The following is an 18,638-nucleotide window of genomic DNA, read 5'->3' as shown; positions in this document are numbered from 1 at the left end:
GGGCCGGGCCGAGGCGGGCCGAGGCGGGGCGCCGGGCCGAGACGCTGGGCCGAGGCGGGCCGGGCCTCCGGGCCGAGGCGCCCGGCTACGGCCCCGCGACCCCGCCCGACCCCGCGACTCCACCCAACCCGGCGACCCCGCCCAACCCCGCGACCCCCGCGACCCCGACGCCCCCGCGCCCCCGGCGCCCCCGGCGGTCAGCCCAGTGCCGTGCGCCACTGTGCGACCGCCGCCGGGGAGACCGGACGGTCCCACCCGGAGGGACGGGCCGCGCCGCCGATGTGGAAGGCGTCGACACCCGCCTCGCGGAGCACCGGGAGGTGGGCCAGGGTGAGGCCGCCGCCGACCAGGATCCGGGCCCCGTACCCCGGCTCGCCGCCGCGCGCGGCCTCCGCCAGCAGCGTCGGCAGGCCGGCGTCGACGCCCGTCGCCGAGCCGGCGGTGAGGTAGGTGTCCAGGCCCGGCAGATCGGCGAGCGCCTTGCGCAGGTGGTCCCGGTCGGCCGCCCGGTCGATGGCCCGGTGGAAGGTCCACGGGCAGCCGTCCAGCTCCGCGACCACCGCTTCCACGGCGGCGAGGTCGGGGCTGCCGTCCGGGTTCAGGAAGCCGAGGACGAACTCCCGGGCCCCTTCGGCCCGCAGCGCCCGCGCCTGCTCGACGAGGAGGTCGACCGGTCCGGCCGCGAAGCCGTCCGTGCGGCGGATCATGACGCGCAGCGGGATGTCGACCGCCGCCCGGATCGCCGCGAAGGTCTCGCGCGGCGGCGTGAGCCCGTCGGCGGCCATGTCGGTGACCAGCTCCAGTCGGTCCGCCCCACCGGCCTGGGCGGCGATCGCGTCCTCCGCGTCGAGGGCGATCACCTCCAGGAGCGCACGGTTGCTCATTCGATTCCATCCATCCTTCGGAAAACTGCCCGTATGGGACCCGTGTGTGACCCGTATGCGACCCGTATGGGAATAGGTCTAGTCCAATATCCAGGGTACGGGCCTCGGCCCGCGCTCCACCAGCACAATCACGCCACCCGCACAATGTGCGCATGACCCCTGACCCGGCGCACGACACCGCGCCGTCCGACGCCGCCCCGCTCCGCGCCCGCTGGCAGGCCACCGTCACCGCCGCCGGCGCGGCGCCCGACACGGACCCCGCCCCGTACGCGAAGCGCCTCCTCGACGCCTGGGCGGAGCCGCAGCGGCGCTACCACACCACCGCGCACCTGGCCGACGTACTCGGGCGGATCGACGTCCTCGCACCGCACGCGCGGGACCTCGCCGCCGTGGAGCTCGCGGCGTGGTTCCACGACGCCGTCTACCGCCCCGACCGCTCCGAGAACGAGGAACGCAGCGCCGTCCTCGCCGAGCGCGCCCTGCCCGAGCTGGGCATCGACGCCGGCCGCACCGCCGCGGTGGCCCGCCTGGTCCGGCTCACCGTCACCCACGACCCGGCCCCCGGGGACGCCGACGGCGAGGTCCTCTGCGACGCCGACCTCGCCGTCCTCGCCGGGGAGCCCGACGCGTACGCCGCGTACGTCGCCGCCGTGCGCGCCGAGTACGGGTTCGTGCCGGACGACGCCTTCCGCGAGGGCCGGGCCGCCGTCGTGCGCCAGTTGCTGGGCCTGCCCCGGCTCTTCCGCACCCCGTACGGCGCCGCGCACTGGGAGGCACCGGCGCGCCGCAACCTGGCCGCCGAGCTGGCCACCCTCACCGACCTCGGCGACCCGGGCTGAGGAGCCGACGGAAGGCCGGCGCGAAGAGTCGGCGGGGGGCGAGGGGAGGCCGGGGAATGCGAGCACGTTCGCGGTGGTTTGTGACTGTCATGCCCGCAGACTCCACACGATCCCGCATGCCCGTCGCCGTCTACGTCCTCGGCCTGTCCGTCTTCGCCCTCGGCACCAGCGAATTCATGCTCTCCGGGCTGCTGCCACCCATCGCGCGGGACATGGGCGTCACCATCCCGCAGGCGGGCCTGCTCATATCCGCCTTCGCGATCGGCATGGTCGTCGGGGCGCCCCTGCTGGCCGTCGCCACCCTGCGCCTGCCACGCCGCACCACCCTCGTCTCCCTGATCAGCCTCTTCGGCCTCGGTCAGGTCGCGGGCGCGCTGGCCCCCTCGTACGAGCTCCTCTTCGCCTCCCGCGTGGTCTCCGCCCTCGCCTGCGCCGGCTTCTGGGCCGTGGGCGCGGCCGTCGCGATCGCCATGGTCGACAAGGACCAGCGGGCCCGCGCGATGGCCGTCATGATCGGCGGCCTGTCCATCGCCAACGTCCTCGGCGTGCCCGCCGGCGCCTTCCTGGGCGAGCACCTGGGCTGGCGCTCCGCGTTCTGGTCGGTCGGCGCCGCCTCCGCGGTCGCCCTCGTCGGCATCCTGACCCTGATCCCGAAGATCCCGCTGCCCGCCGAGAGGCCGCGGATCAAGAGCGAGCTGCGGATCTACCGGGACCGCCAGGTGTGGCTGTCCATCGGCATGACCGCCCTCGCCGCCGGCGGCGTCTTCTGCGCGTTCAGCTACCTGTCGCCGCTGCTCACGGACGTCGCCGGGCTGGACTCCGGGTGGGTGCCGTGGATCCTGGGCCTCTTCGGGATGGGCGCGCTGATCGGCACCACCATCGGCGGGCGGGTCGCCGACGCGCACCTGTTCGGCGTGCTGATCTGGGGCATCACCGCCTCGACGGTCTTCCTCACGGCCCTGGCCCTGCTGGCCTCCGCGCAGGTGGCGGCGATCGCGCTGTCGTTCCTGCTCGGCTTCTCGGCCTTCTTCACCGCCCCGGCCCTGAACGCCCGCATGTTCAACATCGCGGGCGCCGCCCCCACCCTGGCGGGCGCCACCACCACCGCCGCGTTCAACCTCGGCAACACCGGGGGCCCCTGGCTCGGCGGCACCGTCATCGACGCCGGAATGGGCTTCTCCGCCACGGCGTGGGCGGGGGCGGCGATGACGATCACCGCGATCGGCCTGGCCGTGGCCGCCCTGCGGCTGGACCGCCGGGACCGTCGGGACGGGGGCACGCCGGCCCGCGCGTCCCGGGTCGTCGCGTCCGCCGGCGGCGGCGTCACGCAGTCGCAGCCGGCCCGGACCCACTGAGCGCGTGGCGCTCGGCACGACGGCCTCCGCCCGCCCACGAGGGGCGGAGGCCGTCTCACGTTCCTTCCCGGGCCGCTTCGGCCACAGGAGCTAGAACAGCAGGTTGAACGTCTGCCAGCCGGTGCCGATCTTCACGCGCGAGGCGTACGGCTTCGCCGCGACACCCGTGCCCGCGTAGGACCAGAGCCCACCCGCGGCGTCCCGCGCGACCAGGTCGGCCTTGCCGTCCGAGTTCAGGTCGCCCGGCGCCAGCACGGTGTTGTAGATCTGCCAGCCGGTGCCGATCTCGGCCCGGGGGCCGAAGGGCCGCGCGCCGACACCCGTGCCCGGGTACAGCCACAGCTTGCCCGCCGTGTCCCGCGCCAGCAGGTCCGGCTTGCCGTCACCGCTCACGTCGGCGCCGCCGACCAGCGAGTTGAAGATGTTCCAGCCCGCGCCCATCTTGATCCGGTTGCCGAACGGCGCCGCGGTGTTGCCGGTGCCCGGGTACAGCCACATCGTGCCCGCGGTGTCCCGCGCCAGCAGGTCGGCGTTCTTGTCGCCGGTCAGGTCCGAGGCGCCCGTCAGCGAGTTGAAGGCGTTCCAGCCCGCGCCGAGCTTCAGCCGGTCCTTGAAGATGCCGCCGTCACCGGACATCCGGTAGAACCACAGCACGCCGGCCTTGTCCCGGGCCACCGCGCCCGGACCGGTGCTCTGCACGGTCAGCGGACCCAGCCGGGTGATCGCCGAGTACCGGTTCCAGTCCGGGGCGCCGCCGACCAGCTCGGACGAGGCGAACGGCTGCGCGCCCCTGCCCGTGCCGCGGTAGTCGTACAGATCGCCGTCCGCGCTGCGGCCCACGACCCGGAAGCGCTCGGACACCGGGATCGAGCTGCCGATCGTGAAGTCGGCCGCCTTCTCCGGGTTGCCCGTGCCGAACGTGTACACCTCGTAGACGGCGGTGTTGCGCAGTCGCCACGCCGGCGCGCCGGCCGCGGCCTTCAGCCCGTAGGTGACCGTGTAGTCACCGGGCTTGGTGATGTCGCAGCGGATCTCGTTGCCCCAGCCGGGCTCGCCGAGCGAGTGGTCGCACTCGGCGCCCGCGGCGCCGCCCGCGCCGACCCCGTCGACGCCGACCTTCAGCTCGCCCTCGTCCCAGCGCCGGAAGCCCGGGGCCGCGCTCAGGCTCATCTGGAGGCGACCCTTGTCGACCGCGTGCAGCTTCACGGTGTGCGTCACCGTGCCGCCGGCCGGCAGCTGCGGCACCGTCAGCGCCATGGTGTTCTGCGCGACCTGCGCCTTGGTCTTCGCCGTGATCGTCGCGTGCGCCTGGCGCGGACCGACGGGCTTGGAGCCGGCGGTCTGCGCCGCCTTGATGCCCGCGTCGACGCTCGCGCCGCGCGGCACGTAGACGAGGCTGAAGTAGGCGGTCGTGCCGTTCGCCGTGGTGCTCGGCGCCGAGACCTCGGGGCCGGGGTTGTTCCAGCCCTTCAGGTCACACAGGTAGACACCGGCGATCCCGGTCTTCGGCTCACAGCCGTCCGTCGGGTCCACCTTCAGCCCGGCCGGCGCGCCGCCGCCGGACCAGCCGGCGTCCGTCAGCGGCTTCTTGCTCAGCGCGTACACGTACGTGCCGTCGGGCTCCCCGGAGTTCTGTCCGCCGGTGCTCTGCGGCGACAGCCAGGTCCAGCCCCCGCCCGGCATGAGGACCTTGTCCCCGACGCCGTGGAACTCGAACGTCGGGTCCCCGGCCGCCACGGCCGTCCCCGCCCCCACGACGCCACCGGTGACGAGCAGCGTCGCCGCGATCCCGGCGCCCAAAAATCTTCGCAAAGTTCCCCCCAAGAGATTGGTTGATCGGCGGACGCTAACACGCCGCTCCGACAGCCCGAACGCCCGGGGTTCCGGGAGCCCGCGACACCACCAAGCCCTGGTCGGGGCGGGGTTCTACGCCGGGCGCCCCTTCGGGCGGCGCAGGCCCGCGGACGTCAGCCGGCGGACGAGTTCCTTGCTGCCGATCTCCACCGCGCCCGCCTCGACCGCGTCCGCGTACCGGTACGAGGGCACGTCGTAGTGGTCCCGTTCGAAGGCCCGCGGCGGGCAGCCGATCGCCGCCGCGAAGGCGTGGAGTTCCTCATAGGAGACGTCGCTGACCAGGTGTGACCACATCCGGCCGTGCCCCGGCCAGGTCGGCGGATCTATGTACACCGTCACCGGCGACTCACCGCCGGCCGAGGACGGGGGCGAGCCCGCCGACGGCCGCCACCCTGACGCCCGCCTCGGAGCACACCCAGTGCGGGTCGGGCCCCAGTTCCGGTTCGACGTCCAGGGCGTGCGGCTCCCCGTGCGCGCAGACGGGGCACACGGGCCAGCGCCCGTACTTCTCCAGCAGCGCGTCCTGGACGTCCTGGGCGACGAGTCCGGCGAGGAAGTCGACCCCCTCGGGCCACTGCTCCACCCACCAGCGGCGGTGCGTGACGGCGTCCTCCACGAGGGAGACGACATCGGCCTCGGCGACGTCGCCCGCGACGAGATCGGTCAGTACGAGGGCACGGGCGGCGTGCAGCGCCTGCTCCAGGGGGGTCGCGTGGTCCATGCGCCCATTGTGAACCCGTCACGCCGGGAGAACGAAGGGCCCCGGGTGAAGACGGACCGCCGACCTCGGCGCCGGGCCCGAAAGTCCCGCCGGATCGGCGCCTCATGGCGTCTTGACCCGCCCCCTCGGTTGAAAATAGATTTCACACGTGAGCGAGAACGTGAAAGAAACTTCCACCGCCGGAGGGCGCGCCAGGGCCGGCGCCGGCGCCGCCACGGACTCCGGCGCCCCCGCCCCGGCCCTCCCCGTCGAGGCCCCCGCCCCGGCCGCCCTCCGCGCCCGCGTCCGCAGCCTCGGCCCGCACATGACCCGCTCCATGCACGCCGTCGCCGAAGCCGTCGCCTCCGACCCCGCCGGCTGCTCCCGGCTCACCGTCTCCGCCCTCGCCGCGCACACCGGCACCAGCGAGGCCACCGTCGTGCGCACCGCCCGCCTCCTCGGCTACCCCGGCTACCGCGACCTGCGCCTGGCCCTCGCCGCGCTCGCCGCGCAGCAGGAGTCCGGCGCCGCCCCCGCCGTCACCGTGGACATAGCGGTCGACGACCCCCTCGCCGACGTCGTCGCGAAGCTCGCGCACGAGGAGGCGCAGACCCTCGCCGACACCGCCGCCGGCCTGGACCTCGGGCAGCTGGCCGAGGCCGTCGCCGCGCTCGCGACCGCCCGCCGCATCGACGTGTACGGCGTCGGCGCGTCCTCCCTCGTCGGCCAGGACCTCGCGCAGAAGCTGCTGCGCATCGGCCTCATCGCCCACGCGCACACCGACCCCCACCTCGCCGTGACCAACGCCGTCCTGCTGCGCCCCGGCGACGTCGCGGTCGCCATCACGCACTCCGGCACCACCGGCGACGTGATCGAGCCGCTGCGCCGGGCCTTCGAACGCGGTGCGACGACCATCGCCGTCACCGGCCGCCCCGGCGCGCCCGTCGCGCACTACGCCGACCACGTGCTCGCCACCTCCGCCGCCCGCGAGAGCCGGCTGCGACCGGCCGCCATGTCCAGCCGCACCAGTCAACTGCTCGTCGTGGACTGCCTGTTCGTCGGCGTCGCGCAGCAGACGTACGAGAGAGCCGCGCCCGCGCTGGCCGCCTCCTACGAGGCCCTCGCGCCCCGGCACTCCGCCACCGCCCCCACCAGCCGGCGAACCACCCGCCAGGAGCCCCGCCCATGACCGCGTACGCCGAACTCCGCGCCCAGCTCGACACCTTGACCACCGAGGCCTTCCGCCCCGAGCTGGCCGAGATCGACCGGCTGTCCACCCTCGAGATCGCCCGTGTGATGAACGCCGAGGACGCCGGCGTCCCGGCTGCCGTCGCAACCCAGTTGGAACGGATCGCCGCGGCCGTCGACGCGATCGCGCCCCGGATGGCCCGCGGCGGCCGGCTGATCTACGCGGGCGCCGGCACCGCGGGCCGACTGGGCGTCCTGGACGCCGGCGAGTGCCCGCCCACCTTCAACACCGACCCGTCCCAGGTCATCGGCCTGATCGCGGGCGGCCCGTCCGCGATGATCAAGGCCGTCGAAGGCGCCGAGGACTCCAAGGAACTGGCCGCGGAGGACCTCACCGCCCTCGCGCTGACCGCCGACGACACCGTCATCGGCATCTCCGCCTCCGGCCGCACCCCGTACGCGGTCGGCGCCGTGGAGTTCGCCCGCGCACGCGGCGCCCTCACCGTCGGACTGTCCTGCAACGCCGGCTCCGTGCTCGCCGCGGCCGCCGAGCACGGCATCGAGGTGGTCGTGGGACCCGAGCTGCTCACCGGCTCCACCCGCCTCAAGGCGGGCACCGCGCAGAAGCTCGTACTGAACCTCGTCTCGACCGTGACGATGATCCGCCTGGGGAAGACCTACGGGAACCTCATGGTCGACGTGCGCGCCTCGAACGAGAAGCTGCGCGCCCGCTCCCGCCGCATCGTCGCCCTGGCCACCGGCGCGTCCGACGCGGAGATCGAGGCCGCGCTGAGCGCCACGGACGGCGAGGTCAAGAACGCCATCCTCGTCATCCTGGGCGGGGTCGACGGCCCTACCGCGGCCGCGCTCCTCAGCACCTCCCGGGGCCACCTCCGGGCCGCCCTCACCCAGACCCGCTGACCCCCGGCAGCAAGGCGAACCCACGATGTCCACTGACAAGAACCGCGCCACGGCCGCCGCGATCCTTCCCCTGGTCGGCGGCCCGGACAACATCACCTCCATCGCGCACTGCATGACGCGCCTGCGCATCGGACTGCGCGACCGTTCCCTGGTCCGGGACGAGGCGCTCAAGGCCGTGCCCGGCGTGCTGGGCGTGGTCGAGGACGACACGTACCAGATCGTCCTGGGCCCGGGCACCGTCGCCCGCGTGACGCCCGAGTTCGAGGCACTGGTGGAGGAGGGCCGCTCGGCGGCCGCCCCGGCCGCCCCCGTGACGGCGGACGAACTGGCCGCCCAGGGCGCGGCGCTGAAGGACGCGCGCACGGCTCGGAACTCCACACCGTTCAAACTGTTCCTGCGCCGGATCGCGAACATCTTCGTCCCCCTGATCCCCGCGCTGATCGGCTGCGGCATCATCGCCGGCCTGAACGGCGTGCTGACGAACGCGGGATGGCTCCCCACCGTCGTCCCGGCGCTGGCGGCCATCGCGTCCGGGTTCATGTCCTTGATCGCGGTGTTCGTCGGCTACAACACCGCGAAGGAGTTCGGCGGCACCGCGATCCTCGGCGGCGCGGTCGCCGCGATCATCGTCTTCCCGGGCGTCGCGAAGATCGACGCGTTCGGCCAGCAGCTCTCCCCCGGTAAGGGCGGCGTGCTCGGCGCGCTCGCGGCGGCGCTGCTCGCCGTCCAGGTGGAGAAGTGGTGCCGCAAGTGGGTCCCGGAGGCACTCGACGTCCTGGTCACCCCGACGCTCACGGTGCTGGTCTCCGGCCTGGTCACCCTCTTCGGCCTGATGTTCCTCGCCGGCGAGGTCTCCACCGCGATCGGTTCCTTCGCCAACTGGCTGCTGGCCACCGGCGGCGCCTTCGCCGGCCTCGTCCTCGGCGGGCTCTTCCTGCCGCTGGTGATGCTGGGCCTGCACCAGGCCCTGATCCCGATCCACGCCACCCTCATCCAGCAGTCCGGGCACACCGTCCTGCTGCCCATCCTCGCCATGGCGGGCGCGGGCCAGGTCGGCGCGGCCATCGCGGTCTACTACCGGCTCCCGCGCAACCGGTCGATCCGCACGACCATCAAGTCGGCGCTCCCGGCCGGCTTCCTCGGCGTCGGCGAGCCGCTGATCTACGGTGTCTCGCTGCCGCTGGGCCGCCCCTTCGTCACCGCCTGCGTGGGCGGCGCGGCCGGCGGGGCCTTCGTGGGCCTCTTCAACCAGCTGGGCTCCCCGTTCGGCTCCACCGCGATCGGCCCGTCCGGCTGGGCCCTGTTCCCGCTGCTCGACGGCGCGGCCGGAATGGGCGTGACCATCGCGCTCTACGCCGGCGGACTGGCCGTGGGCTACCTGGTGGGCTTCGTCGCGACGTACTTCTTCGGCTTCACCCGGCAGATGCTGACCGACCTGAACACCTCCGGGGAACCCGACACCGAACCGGCGTCCGCCCCGCAGGAAGCACCGACGCCCGTCCCCGCCCCCACCCACTGACCCGACCGGGGCCCACCCGACGGCCGGGGCCCACGGGCGGGCCCCGGCCGGGCGGCATGATGGACCGATGATCCAATCGATACCGGCCGTGGTCCCGCCCGGCCGCCTGCGCGAACTGCCCCAGCCCTCGTTCGAACTGCCCGGCGCCCTGCGCCTGCGCCCTTGGGAACCGTCGGACGCGCCCGCCCTGACCGCCGCCGGTCTGGACCCCGCCATCGTGCACTGGAACCGGACCGTCCCCATGACGCGAGTGGAAGCCGTGGCGAAGGTCGCCGTGTTCCGGTCCCGTTGGCAGAACGAGCAGGCCGCCATCTGGGCCGTCGCCCCCGAGGACGCCCCGGCGGTCGGCCTGATCGGCATCGGGGACCTCGACCTGGCGGGCGGAAGCGGGGAGATCCTGTACTGGCTGCTGCCCGAGGGCCGCGGCAAGGGCGCCATGGTCCCGGCGACGGAACTCGTCGGCCGCTGGGCCTTCGAGGAACTCGGCCTGCACCGCCTGCGCATCACCCACTCCGTGGCCAACCCGGCCTCCTGCCGCGTCGCGACCGGGGCGGGCTTCCCCCTGGAGGGCACCATGCGCGGCGCCCTCCTCCACGCGGACGGCTGGCACGACGAGCACCTGCACGCCCGCGTGCGCACGGACCCCTGATCCGAAAGACAGGCCCTAGCCCCGGTACACCCGCAGTTGCGACACCTCGTACGACATCTCCCTGACTCCGGGGTCGGGCGCCGGGTGGTACCGGCCCGCGCACACCGAGAGGTTGACGATGAGGTACGCGCGCCAGGAGCGGCCCACGCCCCGGCCGTCGCTGAAGACGCGGGCCCCGTTGACCCACCAGACGACCGAGTTGCGTCCGAACTCGACCTTCAGGTCGAGCCACGCGCCGGGCCGCACCGACGGATCCCGGTGGTAGCGGTGCGCGTCCCGGACGTGGTTGGACAGTTCCAGCAGGTCGGGGTTGTCGGGGTGGTACTCGAAGACGTCGATCTCCTGGCCGCCGTCCCGCCAGGTCCAGATGGCGGGCCAGGCTCCGCGCTCCGCGGGCAGCCTCACCCGCGCCTCCAGCACGTCGCCGGTGCGGACCATGAAGCCTTCGTCGCTGCCCTCCGTGGTGAGCAGCCCGGCGTCCCAGTTGCCGTCGGCGCGGCGGGTGGCCCGAAAGACGCCGCCGCGACTGTAGGAGGGGTCGGAGACGAGGTGGTCGAGCTTGTTGTCGCCCGGATTGACCGGGCCGCCGTTGGGATAGGCCCAGGAGCGGCCGGCGATCCACTGGGTGGGCGAGGCGAAGTCGGCGGTGAAGGCGGGGGCCCGGCGCGGTGAGTACACCGCCGTGCCCCCGCCACCGTCCCCCGGGGCGAGGCGGCGGGTCAGGCGCCGCAACCATCCGAACATGTCCGTGTCCATGCCTGTGGCATGCCCATCCGACCTGTACCCGCACACATGAAATCTCGCCGAGAGTAATCACATGACTTCATTCGGCTACGGTCTGCGCCGGAGTGCGCCGCCTCGGTCAGCCCCGCGCGGCCTCGATGAACTCCCGGATCAGTTCCGGGGACTTGACCCCGCGCTCCCGTTCCACCCCGCTGGACACGTCCACACCCCACGCCCCGGTGGTCTCCAGGGCCTCGCGCACGGTGCCGGGGGTCAGTCCGCCCGCCAGCAGCCAGCGGCCCTGGGGCGCGGTGAACTCCGCCGAGGCCCAGTTCCACGGCTTGCCCGACCCCGGGTCCGGGGCGTCGATCAGCAGCAGGTCCTCGCCGTACTCCCCGGCCGCGGCGACGGCGGCGGCCGTGGCACGGATCAGCGTCCGGCCCTCCGCGCGCAGTTCCGCGTAGTACTCGGGCCCCTCGTCGCCGTGCAGTTGTACGGAGCGCACCCCGCTCTCCCGCGTCAGCCGCCCGACCTCCTCCACCGACTGACCGCGGAACACCCCGACCGTGAGGACCCCGGCCGGCACCCGGGCGGCGAGCTCGCGCGCGGTGGCGGCGTCGACGGTACGGGGACTGCCGGGTGCGAAGACGAACCCGACGGCGTCGGCCCCGGCCAGGGCGGCGGTGTCGACGTCCCGCGCGGTCCGCAGCCCACAGATCTTGATGAACACCTCAGTCGTCCGTCCGCTCATCCGTCCAGTCAACCACCCGGGGCACCTCCGGCGCCCCCGCGTGCGCCCCCCGGACCCGCGCGCAAACCCCAGGCCACGAGGACGTGTACCTCCTCAAGCGGCTCGACCCGCTCGACTGATCCGCGTCGCCGGGCCCCGGGCGCCCGGGAACGCCCGAAGGCGGCACCCCCGGTGGGGGCGCCGCCTTCGGAACGCGAACGGAACAGCCGATCAGCCGGGGCCGATCAGAAGTCCATGTCACCGCCCGGCATGCCGCCGCCCGCGGGGGCACCGGCCTTCTCGGGCTTGTCGGCGATGACGGCCTCGGTCGTCAGGAACAGCGCGGCGATCGACGCGGCGTTCTGCAGCGCGGAGCGCGTGACCTTCGCCGGGTCGATGATGCCCTCGGCGATCATGTCGACGTACTCGCCGGTCGCGGCGTTCAGGCCGTGACCGATGGGCAGGTTGCGCACCTTCTCGACGACGACGCCACCTTCGAGACCACCGTTGACGGCGATCTGCTTCAGCGGGGCCTCCAGGGCCAGGCGGACGGCGTTGGCGCCGGTCGCCTCGTCACCCGTGAGCTCCAGCTTCTCGAAGACCGCGGAGGCCTGGAGGAGGGCCACGCCACCACCGGCGACGATGCCCTCTTCGACGGCCGCCTTCGCGTTGCGAACGGCGTCCTCGATGCGGTGCTTGCGCTCCTTGAGCTCCACCTCGGTCGCGGCGCCGGCCTTGATGACGGCCACGCCGCCGGCCAGCTTCGCGAGGCGCTCCTGGAGCTTCTCGCGGTCGTAGTCCGAGTCGGAGTTCTCGATCTCGGCGCGGATCTGGTTGACGCGACCCTGGACCTGGTCGCTGTCACCGGCACCGTCGACGATGGTGGTCTCGTCCTTGGTGATGACGACCTTGCGGGCGCGGCCGAGCAGGTCGAGACCGGCGTTCTCCAGCTTGAGACCGACCTCCTCGGAGATGACGGTGCCGCCCGTGAGGATGGCGATGTCACCGAGCATGGCCTTGCGACGGTCACCGAAGCCCGGGGCCTTGACGGCGACGGACTTGAAGGTGCCGCGGATCTTGTTGACGACCAGGGTCGACAGGGCCTCGCCCTCAACGTCCTCGGCGATGATCAGCAGCGGCTTGCCGGACTGCATGACCTTCTCCAGGAGCGGCAGCAGGTCCTTGACCGAGCCGATCTTGGAGTTGACGATCAGGATGTACGGGTCGTCGAGGGACGACTCCATGCGCTCCATGTCGGTGGCGAAGTACGCCGAGATGTAGCCCTTGTCGAAGCGCATGCCCTCGGTGAGCTCGAGCTCCAGACCGAAGGTCTGCGACTCCTCGACGGTGATGACGCCTTCCTTGCCGACCTTGTCCATCGCCTCGGCGATGAGCTCGCCGATCTGGGTGTCGGCGGCGGAGATGGAGGCCGTGGAAGCGATCTGCTCCTTGGTCTCGACGTCCTTGGCCTGCGAGAGCAGGGCGGCGGAGACGGCCTCGACGGCCTTCTCGATGCCACGCTTGAGGGCCATCGGGTTGGCGCCGGCGGCCACGTTGCGCAGACCCTCGCGTACGAGAGCCTGGGCGAGCACGGTGGCGGTGGTCGTACCGTCGCCGGCGACGTCGTCCGTCTTCTTGGCGACTTCCTTGACCAGCTCGGCGCCGATCTTCTCGTACGGGTCCTCGAGCTCGATCTCCTTGGCGATGGAGACACCATCGTTGGTGATCGTGGGGGCGCCCCACTTCTTCTCAAGGACGACGTTGCGACCCTTGGGGCCAAGGGTGACCTTGACGGCGTCGGCGAGCTGGTTCATCCCACGCTCGAGACCGCGCCGGGCCTCCTCGTTGAACGCAATGATCTTGGCCATCTGAAGTGGTCCTCCCGGACAGGGGTGGATTGCTCCGGACCGCGCCCGCGCCCGCGACGGACGGTCGGCGAGCCCGGCGGTTCCTTCCCGCCGGACCCTGCGGACCTCGCAGGCCCGGTCCTCGTTGAGTAGCACTCTCACCTGGAGAGTGCTAACGCCAATGATTAGCACTCGACCCCCGCGAGTGCAAGCGGCTTGGGGCAACACCCCGCGAACGCGCCGGTCGGACGGGGGTACGCACGAGGGGCCCGCATCCCTTGTCCGGGATGTGGGCCCCTCGTTGTCTGTACGTCGGTGGTCGATCGCGCCGGGACTAGCCGAGTGCGAGCTTGACCATGTCCGCCTGCGGACCCTTCTGGCCCTGCGAGATCTCGAACTCGACCCGCTGACCCTCTTCAAGGGTGCGGTACCCGTCCATCTGGATGGCGCTGTAGTGGACGAACACATCCGCACCACCGTCGACCGCGATGAAGCCGTAGCCCTTCTCCGCGTTGAACCACTTGACGGTGCCCTGAGCCATGCCTAACTCCCCTATTACTGGCCCTTGCGCAGGACCGCACTTCGCGGACCCGGGTCAGAACTTGCGCCGGAACGCCTCGACCGCGGCTGAATGTATCCGCACCAGTGCTGTGTGCAACAGGTCATTCCGACGAGAATTCCGGACACGAGGAAACATTGAAATAGAGTGAAAATTTGGCATATGGCCGGGCAACTCGGGCCTGACATCCGGTGCCAAAGACCCATATCGCGCTTGCATGTTGACTCAATGTCAACCATCCGGCGGCCCGCTCATATGCGGCGGGCAAGTTCGGCGGAGGGGACTTCCCCAACTCTACCGCGCCCAATCAACCAGAATTGCCCCCTCCGCTTATCGGCGGAAGGGGCAATTCAGTTTGCTCATTTCAACGGACGGCCGCCGATGGACACCCATCGGCGCACACCCATCGGCGGACACCCGTCGACGGATGCCCGTCAGTGAACGGCCGGAGCGGGCTCAGCAGCCGCCGGCGACCGCGGGGATGATCGAGATGCCGGCGCCGTCGGGCGTCGCCGTCTGCAACCCACCCTCGAAGCGCACGTCGTCGTCGTTGACGTAGACGTTCACGAAGCGGCGCAGCCTGCCCTGGTCGTCCAGGACGCGGGCGGCGATGCCCGGGTGGCTCTTCTCCAGGGACTCGATGACCTCGGAGAGGGTCGCGCCCTCGGCGGACACCTCGGCCTGGCCGCCGGTGTAGGTGCGCAGGATGGTGGGGATGCGGACGTTGACGCTCATGGCGCTACTGCCTTTCCGGAGTACGAGGGGAGGGTCAGGCCAGGCCGGCGGCGCGGAACGCGTCCAGGCTCGGGCGGATGGTGGCGGTCTGGCCGCTGTCCGCGGCCACCGCCTCCAGGGTCTTGAGACCGTCACCCGTGTTCAGGATGACCGTGGTCAGCGCGGGGTCGAGCTGCCCGTTGTCGATGAGCTTCTTCGTCACGCCGACGGTCACGCCGCCCGCGGTCTCGGCGAAGATGCCCTCGGTCTGCGCGAGGATCTTGATGGCCTCGACGACCTGCTCGTCGTTGACGTCCTCGACGTAGCCGCCGGTGCGGCGCGCGATGTCCAGCACGTACGGCCCGTCCGCCGGGTTGCCGATGGCCAGCGACTTGGCGATGGTGTTCGGCTTCTGCGGGCGGACCACCTCGTGACCGGCCTTGAAGGCGGTCGAGACGGGGGAGCAGCCCTCGGCCTGGGCACCGAAGATCTTGTACGGCTTGTCCTGGACCAGACCGAGCTTGATCAGCTCCTGGAGGCCCTTGTCGATCTTCGTCAGCTGCGAGCCGGACGCGATCGGGATCACGATCTGGTCGGGCAGCTCCCAACCGAGCTGCTCGCAGATCTCGTACGCGAGGGTCTTGGAGCCCTCTCCGTAGTACGGGCGCAGGTTGACGTTGACGAAGCCCCAGCCCTCGCCCAGCGGGTCGCCGATGAGCTCGGAGCAGAAGCGGTTGACGTCGTCGTAGTTGCCCTCGATACCGACCAGGTCGCCACCGTAGACACCGGCCATGACGACCTTGCCCTGCTCCAGGTCGTGCGGGATGAACACGCAGGACCGGAAGCCGGCGCGGGCGGCGGCGGCGCCGACGGCGCCGGCCAGGTTGCCGGTGGAGGAGCAGGAGAGGGTGGTGAAGCCGAAGGCGCGGGCGGCCTCGACGGCGATGGCGACGACGCGGTCCTTGAAGGAGTGCGTCGGGTTGCCGGAGTCGTCCTTGACGTAGAGCTTGCCGGTGACGCCGAGCTCCTTGGCCAGGTTGGCCGCGTCCACGAGCTTGGTGAAGCCGGGGTTCAGGCTCGGCTTGGAGGCCACGTCCGCCGGGACGGGCAGCAGCGGCGCGTAGCGCCAGATGTTGTTCGGGCCGGCCTCGATCGCGGCGCGCAGCGCCTCGGGGTCGCCGGTCGGCAGGTCGTAGGCGACTTCGAGCGGTCCGAAACACTCGGCGCAGGCGAAGATCGGGCCGAGTTCGAAGCGGGTGGCGCACTCGCGGCAGGAAAGGCCGGTGGCGGGTCCGAGATCGACGGTTCCGGCAGAGGTGGCGACAGTCTGTGCAGCCATGATGGCGAGGCCCTTTCTCCTCATCTTCCCCATGGCGCACTTCGCCATGAGACGGAATTGGCACCTTCCCTAGCCGGGGACCTCGCTGACGCAACGGATGTGCGTGATCGCGAGACCGACTGGAGGGTTGCCGGGGCTTCAACGGGCCGTGTCCCTCTGCCCCTCTGGATGAGCGGTATGGCACCGGGTGAGCACTCCATGGCGCGCCCGGGCGTTTGTGCACGCGGACCCCCGGCATGCGGTGGTCCGTCGCGTTGTTCAAGACTGTAACCGAAGCCCCGGGCGGTTGAGACAGCCGTCCGAACGGCGAGATGGATCACATTTCGCCCGAAACGCCGACGATCGATCGACCCATCAGGGAGTGCCGAACGTGCTGGAAGAGGTGGAGCGCTGGCTGGCCGACCGCTCCTGGTCCGCTGCCGATCGGCCGCTCGACCGGCTGCTCGACCGCAAACGGGCGGCGGGCACCACGGTCAGCGTGGTGCTGCCGGCGCTCGACGAGGAGGCCACGGTCGGCGAGATCGTCGAGGTGATCCGACGGGAGCTGATCGAGGGGTTGGCGACGCCGTTGGTGGACGAGCTGGTGGTCGTCGACTCTGGCTCCCGCGACCGGACGGCCGAGGTGGCCGCGAAGGCCGGCGCCCGTGTGGTGCACCGTGACGAGATCCTGCCGCGGCTGCCGGCGCTGCCCGGCAAGGGCGAGGTGCTGTGGCGCTCGCTGTTGGCCACGACCGGCGACGTCGTCTGCTTCGTGGACGCCGACCTGCGTGACTTCTCGGCCTCCTTCGTGTCCGGGATCGTCGGTCCGTTGCTGACCGATCCCGAGGTGCAGTTCGTGAAGGCGATGTACGACCGTCCGCTCGGCGACGCGCCGGGGCAGGGCGGGCGGGTGACCGAGCTGGTGGCCCGCCCGCTGCTCAACCTGCACTGGCCGCTGTTGGCGGGCTTCGTCCAGCCGCTGGGCGGCGAGTACGCGGTGCGCCGTTCGCTGCTGGAGCGGCTGCCGTTCCCCGTCGGCTACGGCGTCGAGCTGGGGCTGTTGGTGGACGCGCTGCACACGGTCGGGCTGGACGCGCTGGCCCAGGTGGACGTCGGCGTTCGGCTGCACCGGCACCAGGACGGTCAGGCGCTCGGCCGGATGGCCGCGGCGATCTACCGGACGGCGCAACTGCGCCTCTCGCGCGGGCACCTCGTACGGCCGGAGCTGACGCAGTTCGAGCGGGGTCCGGACGGCTTCGTACCGCGGACGTACGCCGTCGACACCGAGGAGCGGCCGCCGATGATCGAGGTCAAGGAGTACGCGGGCCGCCGGGTGGCGTGACGAACCGGACGTTTGAGCGGGTTGCGACCGGGCTAGGTTCGGCGCATGGCTTCTCAGGTACTCGTCGCCGCGAATCGCGGCCCGCTCTCGTACTCCCTCGCCGACGACGGCACGCTCGACACCCGGCGCGGCGGGGGCGGTCTGGTGTCCGGGCTCTCCGCCGCCCTCGCGGAGCAGCCGGAGGCGGTGTGGATCTGCGCGGCGCTGTCGGACGCGGACCGGGAGGCGGTCCGGCGGGGCGTGTCCGAGCCCGGCGTCCGCATGCTGGACATCGATCCCGCCGTCTACGACGACGCCTACAACGGCATCGCGAACTCGGTGCTCTGGTTCACCCACCACCACCTGTACGACATCCCGCGCGAGCCGGCCTTCGACGCGGAGTTCCGGCGGCTCTGGGAGTCCTACGGCGCCTACAACCGGGCGTTCGCGGAGGCGCTCGCCGAGGAGGCCGGCGAGGGCGCTTCGGTGCTGGTGCAGGACTACCACCTGGCGCTGGTGCCGGGCATGCTGCGGGTCCTGCGGCCGGACCTGCGGATCTCCCACTTCACGCACACCCCGTGGGCATCGCCGGACTCCCTGCGGATCCTCCCCCAGTACGTGGTCGAGGAGCTGTCCTGGGGCATGCTCGGCGCGGACCTGCTCGGCTTCCACACCGAGGAGTGGGCGGCGGCGTTCCTGGGGGCGATGGAGCTCGACGACGCGTGGGGCCTGGCCCGGGTGCACGGCACGCGGGTCGAGCACCGCCGGTACTCGATCTGGCCGCAGCGCAGCACCGAGGTGCGGGTCTTCGGGCTGGGCGTGGACGGTGAGGAGCTGCGGGCGCTGGCCCACCGCCCGCAGGTGGACGAGAAGCTGGCGGCGCTGCGCGCGGAGGTCGGCGACCTCAAGACGATCGTGCGGGTGGACCGCACGGAGCTTTCGAAGAACATCCTCCGCGGCCTGCTGGCCTACCGGGAGCTGCTCGCCACCCGCCCCGAGTGGGTGGGCGAGGTGGTGCACCTGGCGTCGGCGTACCCCTCGCGGCAGGACCTCGCGGTGTACCGGTCGTACACGGAGGCGGTCGCGGAGCTCGCCGCGGAGATCAACACGGAGTTCGGCACGAAGGACTGGACGCCGGTGCTGGTGTCGGTGGAGGACGACTTCGCGCGCTCCCTGGCGGCCTACCGGCTGGCGGACGTCGCGCTGGTCAACCCGGTGCGGGACGGCATGAACCTGGTGGCGAAGGAGATCCCGGTGGTCTCGGAGCGGGGCGTCGCCCTGGTCCTGTCCACGGGCGCGGGGGCGTTCGGGGAGCTCGGCGACGACGCGCTGACGGTGAATCCGTTCGACGTCACGCAGACGGCGCAGGCGCTGCACCTGGCGCTGACGATGCCGAGGTCGGAGCGGACGGAACGCACCAAGCGGCTGGCCGCCGCCGCGACGGCCCTCCCGCCGGCGCGCTGGTTCCGCGCCCAGCTGGAGGCCCTGCGGGACCTGTGACGGGGCCCGGCGGCCGG

At 72.2% G+C, this 18,638-nt stretch carries 18 protein-coding genes and 1 riboswitch; of the genes, 8 read left to right on the top strand and 10 right to left on the bottom strand.

The annotated features are described in order from the left end of the window. Positions 1-197: 197 nt before the first annotated feature. Entirely contained in the window at positions 198-884 is a 687-nt protein-coding gene (locus tag ACIRO3_RS31480) for a copper homeostasis protein CutC (RefSeq protein ID WP_366149168.1), read from the bottom strand. Between the two features lie 152 nt (positions 885-1,036). On the opposite strand from ACIRO3_RS31480, the gene ACIRO3_RS31475 reads away from it, so the two are divergent. Beyond that, positions 1,037-1,723, top strand: coding sequence for a hypothetical protein (locus ACIRO3_RS31475; protein WP_404142478.1), 687 nt, complete (start codon positions 1,037-1,039; stop codon positions 1,721-1,723). 116 nt (positions 1,724-1,839) lie between these two features. Continuing rightward, a complete protein-coding gene (locus ACIRO3_RS31470; RefSeq protein WP_404142476.1) occupies positions 1,840-3,078 on the top strand; it encodes a Cmx/CmrA family chloramphenicol efflux MFS transporter in 1,239 nt (412 codons plus the stop codon). Between the two features lie 90 nt (positions 3,079-3,168). Here ACIRO3_RS31470 and ACIRO3_RS31465 read toward each other — a convergent pair whose 3' ends face one another. The 3 genes from ACIRO3_RS31465 to ACIRO3_RS31455 form a co-directional block, all read right to left on the bottom strand. Continuing rightward, a complete protein-coding gene (locus ACIRO3_RS31465) occupies positions 3,169-4,890 on the bottom strand; it encodes an FG-GAP repeat domain-containing protein (protein WP_404142473.1) in 1,722 nt (573 codons plus the stop codon). A 114-nt stretch (positions 4,891-5,004) separates the two neighbouring features. Continuing rightward, entirely contained in the window at positions 5,005-5,271 is a 267-nt protein-coding gene (locus tag ACIRO3_RS31460; RefSeq protein ID WP_361777242.1) for a DUF4031 domain-containing protein, read from the bottom strand. Positions 5,272-5,278: 7 nt separating this feature from the next. After that, positions 5,279-5,653, bottom strand: coding sequence for a hypothetical protein (locus ACIRO3_RS31455; RefSeq protein WP_361777239.1), 375 nt, complete (start codon positions 5,651-5,653; stop codon positions 5,279-5,281). Between the two features lie 148 nt (positions 5,654-5,801). On the opposite strand from ACIRO3_RS31455, the gene ACIRO3_RS31450 reads away from it, so the two are divergent. From ACIRO3_RS31450 to ACIRO3_RS31435, 4 genes are all read left to right on the top strand, one after another. After that, entirely contained in the window at positions 5,802-6,821 is a 1,020-nt protein-coding gene (locus ACIRO3_RS31450) for a MurR/RpiR family transcriptional regulator (protein WP_404142469.1), read from the top strand. Further along, positions 6,818-7,741: an N-acetylmuramic acid 6-phosphate etherase gene (gene murQ, locus ACIRO3_RS31445; protein ID WP_404142466.1), complete on the top strand. Its 924-nt coding sequence runs from the start codon at positions 6,818-6,820 to the stop codon at positions 7,739-7,741. Before ACIRO3_RS31450 ends, murQ begins: the two co-directional genes overlap by 4 nt. Before the next feature lie 25 nt (positions 7,742-7,766). Continuing rightward, the gene (locus tag ACIRO3_RS31440) at positions 7,767-9,260 is read left to right on the top strand and encodes a PTS transporter subunit EIIC (protein WP_404142463.1); all 1,494 of its coding nucleotides are present in this window, start codon (positions 7,767-7,769) and stop codon (positions 9,258-9,260) included. A 67-nt stretch (positions 9,261-9,327) separates the two neighbouring features. Beyond that, a complete protein-coding gene (locus ACIRO3_RS31435; RefSeq protein ID WP_404142461.1) occupies positions 9,328-9,909 on the top strand; it encodes a GNAT family N-acetyltransferase in 582 nt (193 codons plus the stop codon). A 15-nt stretch (positions 9,910-9,924) separates the two neighbouring features. On the opposite strand, the gene ACIRO3_RS31430 is transcribed toward ACIRO3_RS31435, so the two are convergent. The 6 genes from ACIRO3_RS31430 to thrC all read right to left on the bottom strand — a co-directional run bounded on the left by ACIRO3_RS31430 (position 9,925) and on the right by thrC (position 15,821). Then, complete coding sequence (locus ACIRO3_RS31430) at positions 9,925-10,665, bottom strand: beta-glucanase (RefSeq protein ID WP_365998417.1); 741 nt, start codon at positions 10,663-10,665, stop codon at positions 9,925-9,927. Between the two features lie 106 nt (positions 10,666-10,771). Next, positions 10,772-11,383 (bottom strand): phosphoribosylanthranilate isomerase, encoded by a 612-nt coding sequence (locus tag ACIRO3_RS31425; RefSeq protein WP_404142458.1) that lies wholly within the window; start codon positions 11,381-11,383, stop codon positions 10,772-10,774. Positions 11,384-11,607: 224 nt separating this feature from the next. Then, the gene (gene groL / locus ACIRO3_RS31420) at positions 11,608-13,230 is read right to left on the bottom strand and encodes a chaperonin GroEL (RefSeq protein ID WP_053681120.1); all 1,623 of its coding nucleotides are present in this window, start codon (positions 13,228-13,230) and stop codon (positions 11,608-11,610) included. A 313-nt stretch (positions 13,231-13,543) separates the two neighbouring features. Continuing rightward, positions 13,544-13,750 carry a cold-shock protein gene (locus ACIRO3_RS31415; protein WP_030009783.1) on the bottom strand — a complete coding sequence of 69 codons (207 nt, stop codon included), beginning with the start codon at positions 13,748-13,750 and terminating at the stop codon, positions 13,544-13,546. Positions 13,751-14,224: 474 nt separating this feature from the next. Beyond that, positions 14,225-14,503: a MoaD/ThiS family protein gene (locus ACIRO3_RS31410; RefSeq protein ID WP_385640201.1), complete on the bottom strand. Its 279-nt coding sequence runs from the start codon at positions 14,501-14,503 to the stop codon at positions 14,225-14,227. A 34-nt stretch (positions 14,504-14,537) separates the two neighbouring features. Beyond that, complete coding sequence (gene thrC / locus ACIRO3_RS31405; protein ID WP_365998415.1) at positions 14,538-15,821, bottom strand: threonine synthase; 1,284 nt, start codon at positions 15,819-15,821, stop codon at positions 14,538-14,540. 17 nt (positions 15,822-15,838) lie between these two features. After that, positions 15,839-15,996, bottom strand: a riboswitch (SAM riboswitch). A 195-nt stretch (positions 15,997-16,191) separates the two neighbouring features. Here thrC and ACIRO3_RS31400 point away from each other — a divergent pair. Both ACIRO3_RS31400 and ACIRO3_RS31395 read left to right on the top strand, forming a co-directional pair. Then, a complete protein-coding gene (locus ACIRO3_RS31400; RefSeq protein ID WP_404142454.1) occupies positions 16,192-17,142 on the top strand; it encodes a glucosyl-3-phosphoglycerate synthase in 951 nt (316 codons plus the stop codon). Positions 17,143-17,187: 45 nt separating this feature from the next. After that, positions 17,188-18,621: a trehalose-6-phosphate synthase gene (locus tag ACIRO3_RS31395; RefSeq protein WP_404142451.1), complete on the top strand. Its 1,434-nt coding sequence runs from the start codon at positions 17,188-17,190 to the stop codon at positions 18,619-18,621. Positions 18,622-18,638 lie beyond the last annotated feature (17 nt).

The sequence above is a fragment of the Streptomyces sp. NPDC102278 genome (assembly GCF_044766345.1).
Classification (GTDB): domain Bacteria; phylum Actinomycetota; class Actinomycetes; order Streptomycetales; family Streptomycetaceae; genus Streptomyces.
The sequence above is the reverse complement of the archived record's forward strand: the minus strand, read 5'-3'. Positions and strand labels throughout refer to the sequence as shown.

Bases quoted from the DNA above. Each gene is read 5' to 3' on its own strand.
- ACIRO3_RS31480 (WP_366149168.1), bottom strand. From the start codon at position 884: ATGAGCAACCGTGCGCTCCTGGAGGTGATCGCCCTCGACGCGGAGGAC.
- ACIRO3_RS31475 (WP_404142478.1), top strand. From the start codon at position 1,037: ATGACCCCTGACCCGGCGCACGACACCGCGCCGTCCGACGCCGCCCCG.
- ACIRO3_RS31470 (WP_404142476.1), top strand. From the start codon at position 1,840: ATGCCCGTCGCCGTCTACGTCCTCGGCCTGTCCGTCTTCGCCCTCGGC.
- ACIRO3_RS31455 (WP_361777239.1), bottom strand. From the start codon at position 5,653: ATGGACCACGCGACCCCCCTGGAGCAGGCGCTGCACGCCGCCCGTGCC.
- murQ (WP_404142466.1), top strand. From the start codon at position 6,818: ATGACCGCGTACGCCGAACTCCGCGCCCAGCTCGACACCTTGACCACC.
- ACIRO3_RS31440 (WP_404142463.1), top strand. From the start codon at position 7,767: ATGTCCACTGACAAGAACCGCGCCACGGCCGCCGCGATCCTTCCCCTG.
- ACIRO3_RS31435 (WP_404142461.1), top strand. From the start codon at position 9,328: ATGATCCAATCGATACCGGCCGTGGTCCCGCCCGGCCGCCTGCGCGAA.
- ACIRO3_RS31430 (WP_365998417.1), bottom strand. From the start codon at position 10,665: ATGGACACGGACATGTTCGGATGGTTGCGGCGCCTGACCCGCCGCCTC.
- ACIRO3_RS31425 (WP_404142458.1), bottom strand. From the start codon at position 11,383: ATGAGCGGACGGACGACTGAGGTGTTCATCAAGATCTGTGGGCTGCGG.
- groL (WP_053681120.1), bottom strand. From the start codon at position 13,230: ATGGCCAAGATCATTGCGTTCAACGAGGAGGCCCGGCGCGGTCTCGAG.
- ACIRO3_RS31415 (WP_030009783.1), bottom strand. From the start codon at position 13,750: ATGGCTCAGGGCACCGTCAAGTGGTTCAACGCGGAGAAGGGCTACGGC.
- ACIRO3_RS31410 (WP_385640201.1), bottom strand. From the start codon at position 14,503: ATGAGCGTCAACGTCCGCATCCCCACCATCCTGCGCACCTACACCGGC.
- thrC (WP_365998415.1), bottom strand. From the start codon at position 15,821: ATGGCTGCACAGACTGTCGCCACCTCTGCCGGAACCGTCGATCTCGGA.
- ACIRO3_RS31395 (WP_404142451.1), top strand. From the start codon at position 17,188: ATGGCTTCTCAGGTACTCGTCGCCGCGAATCGCGGCCCGCTCTCGTAC.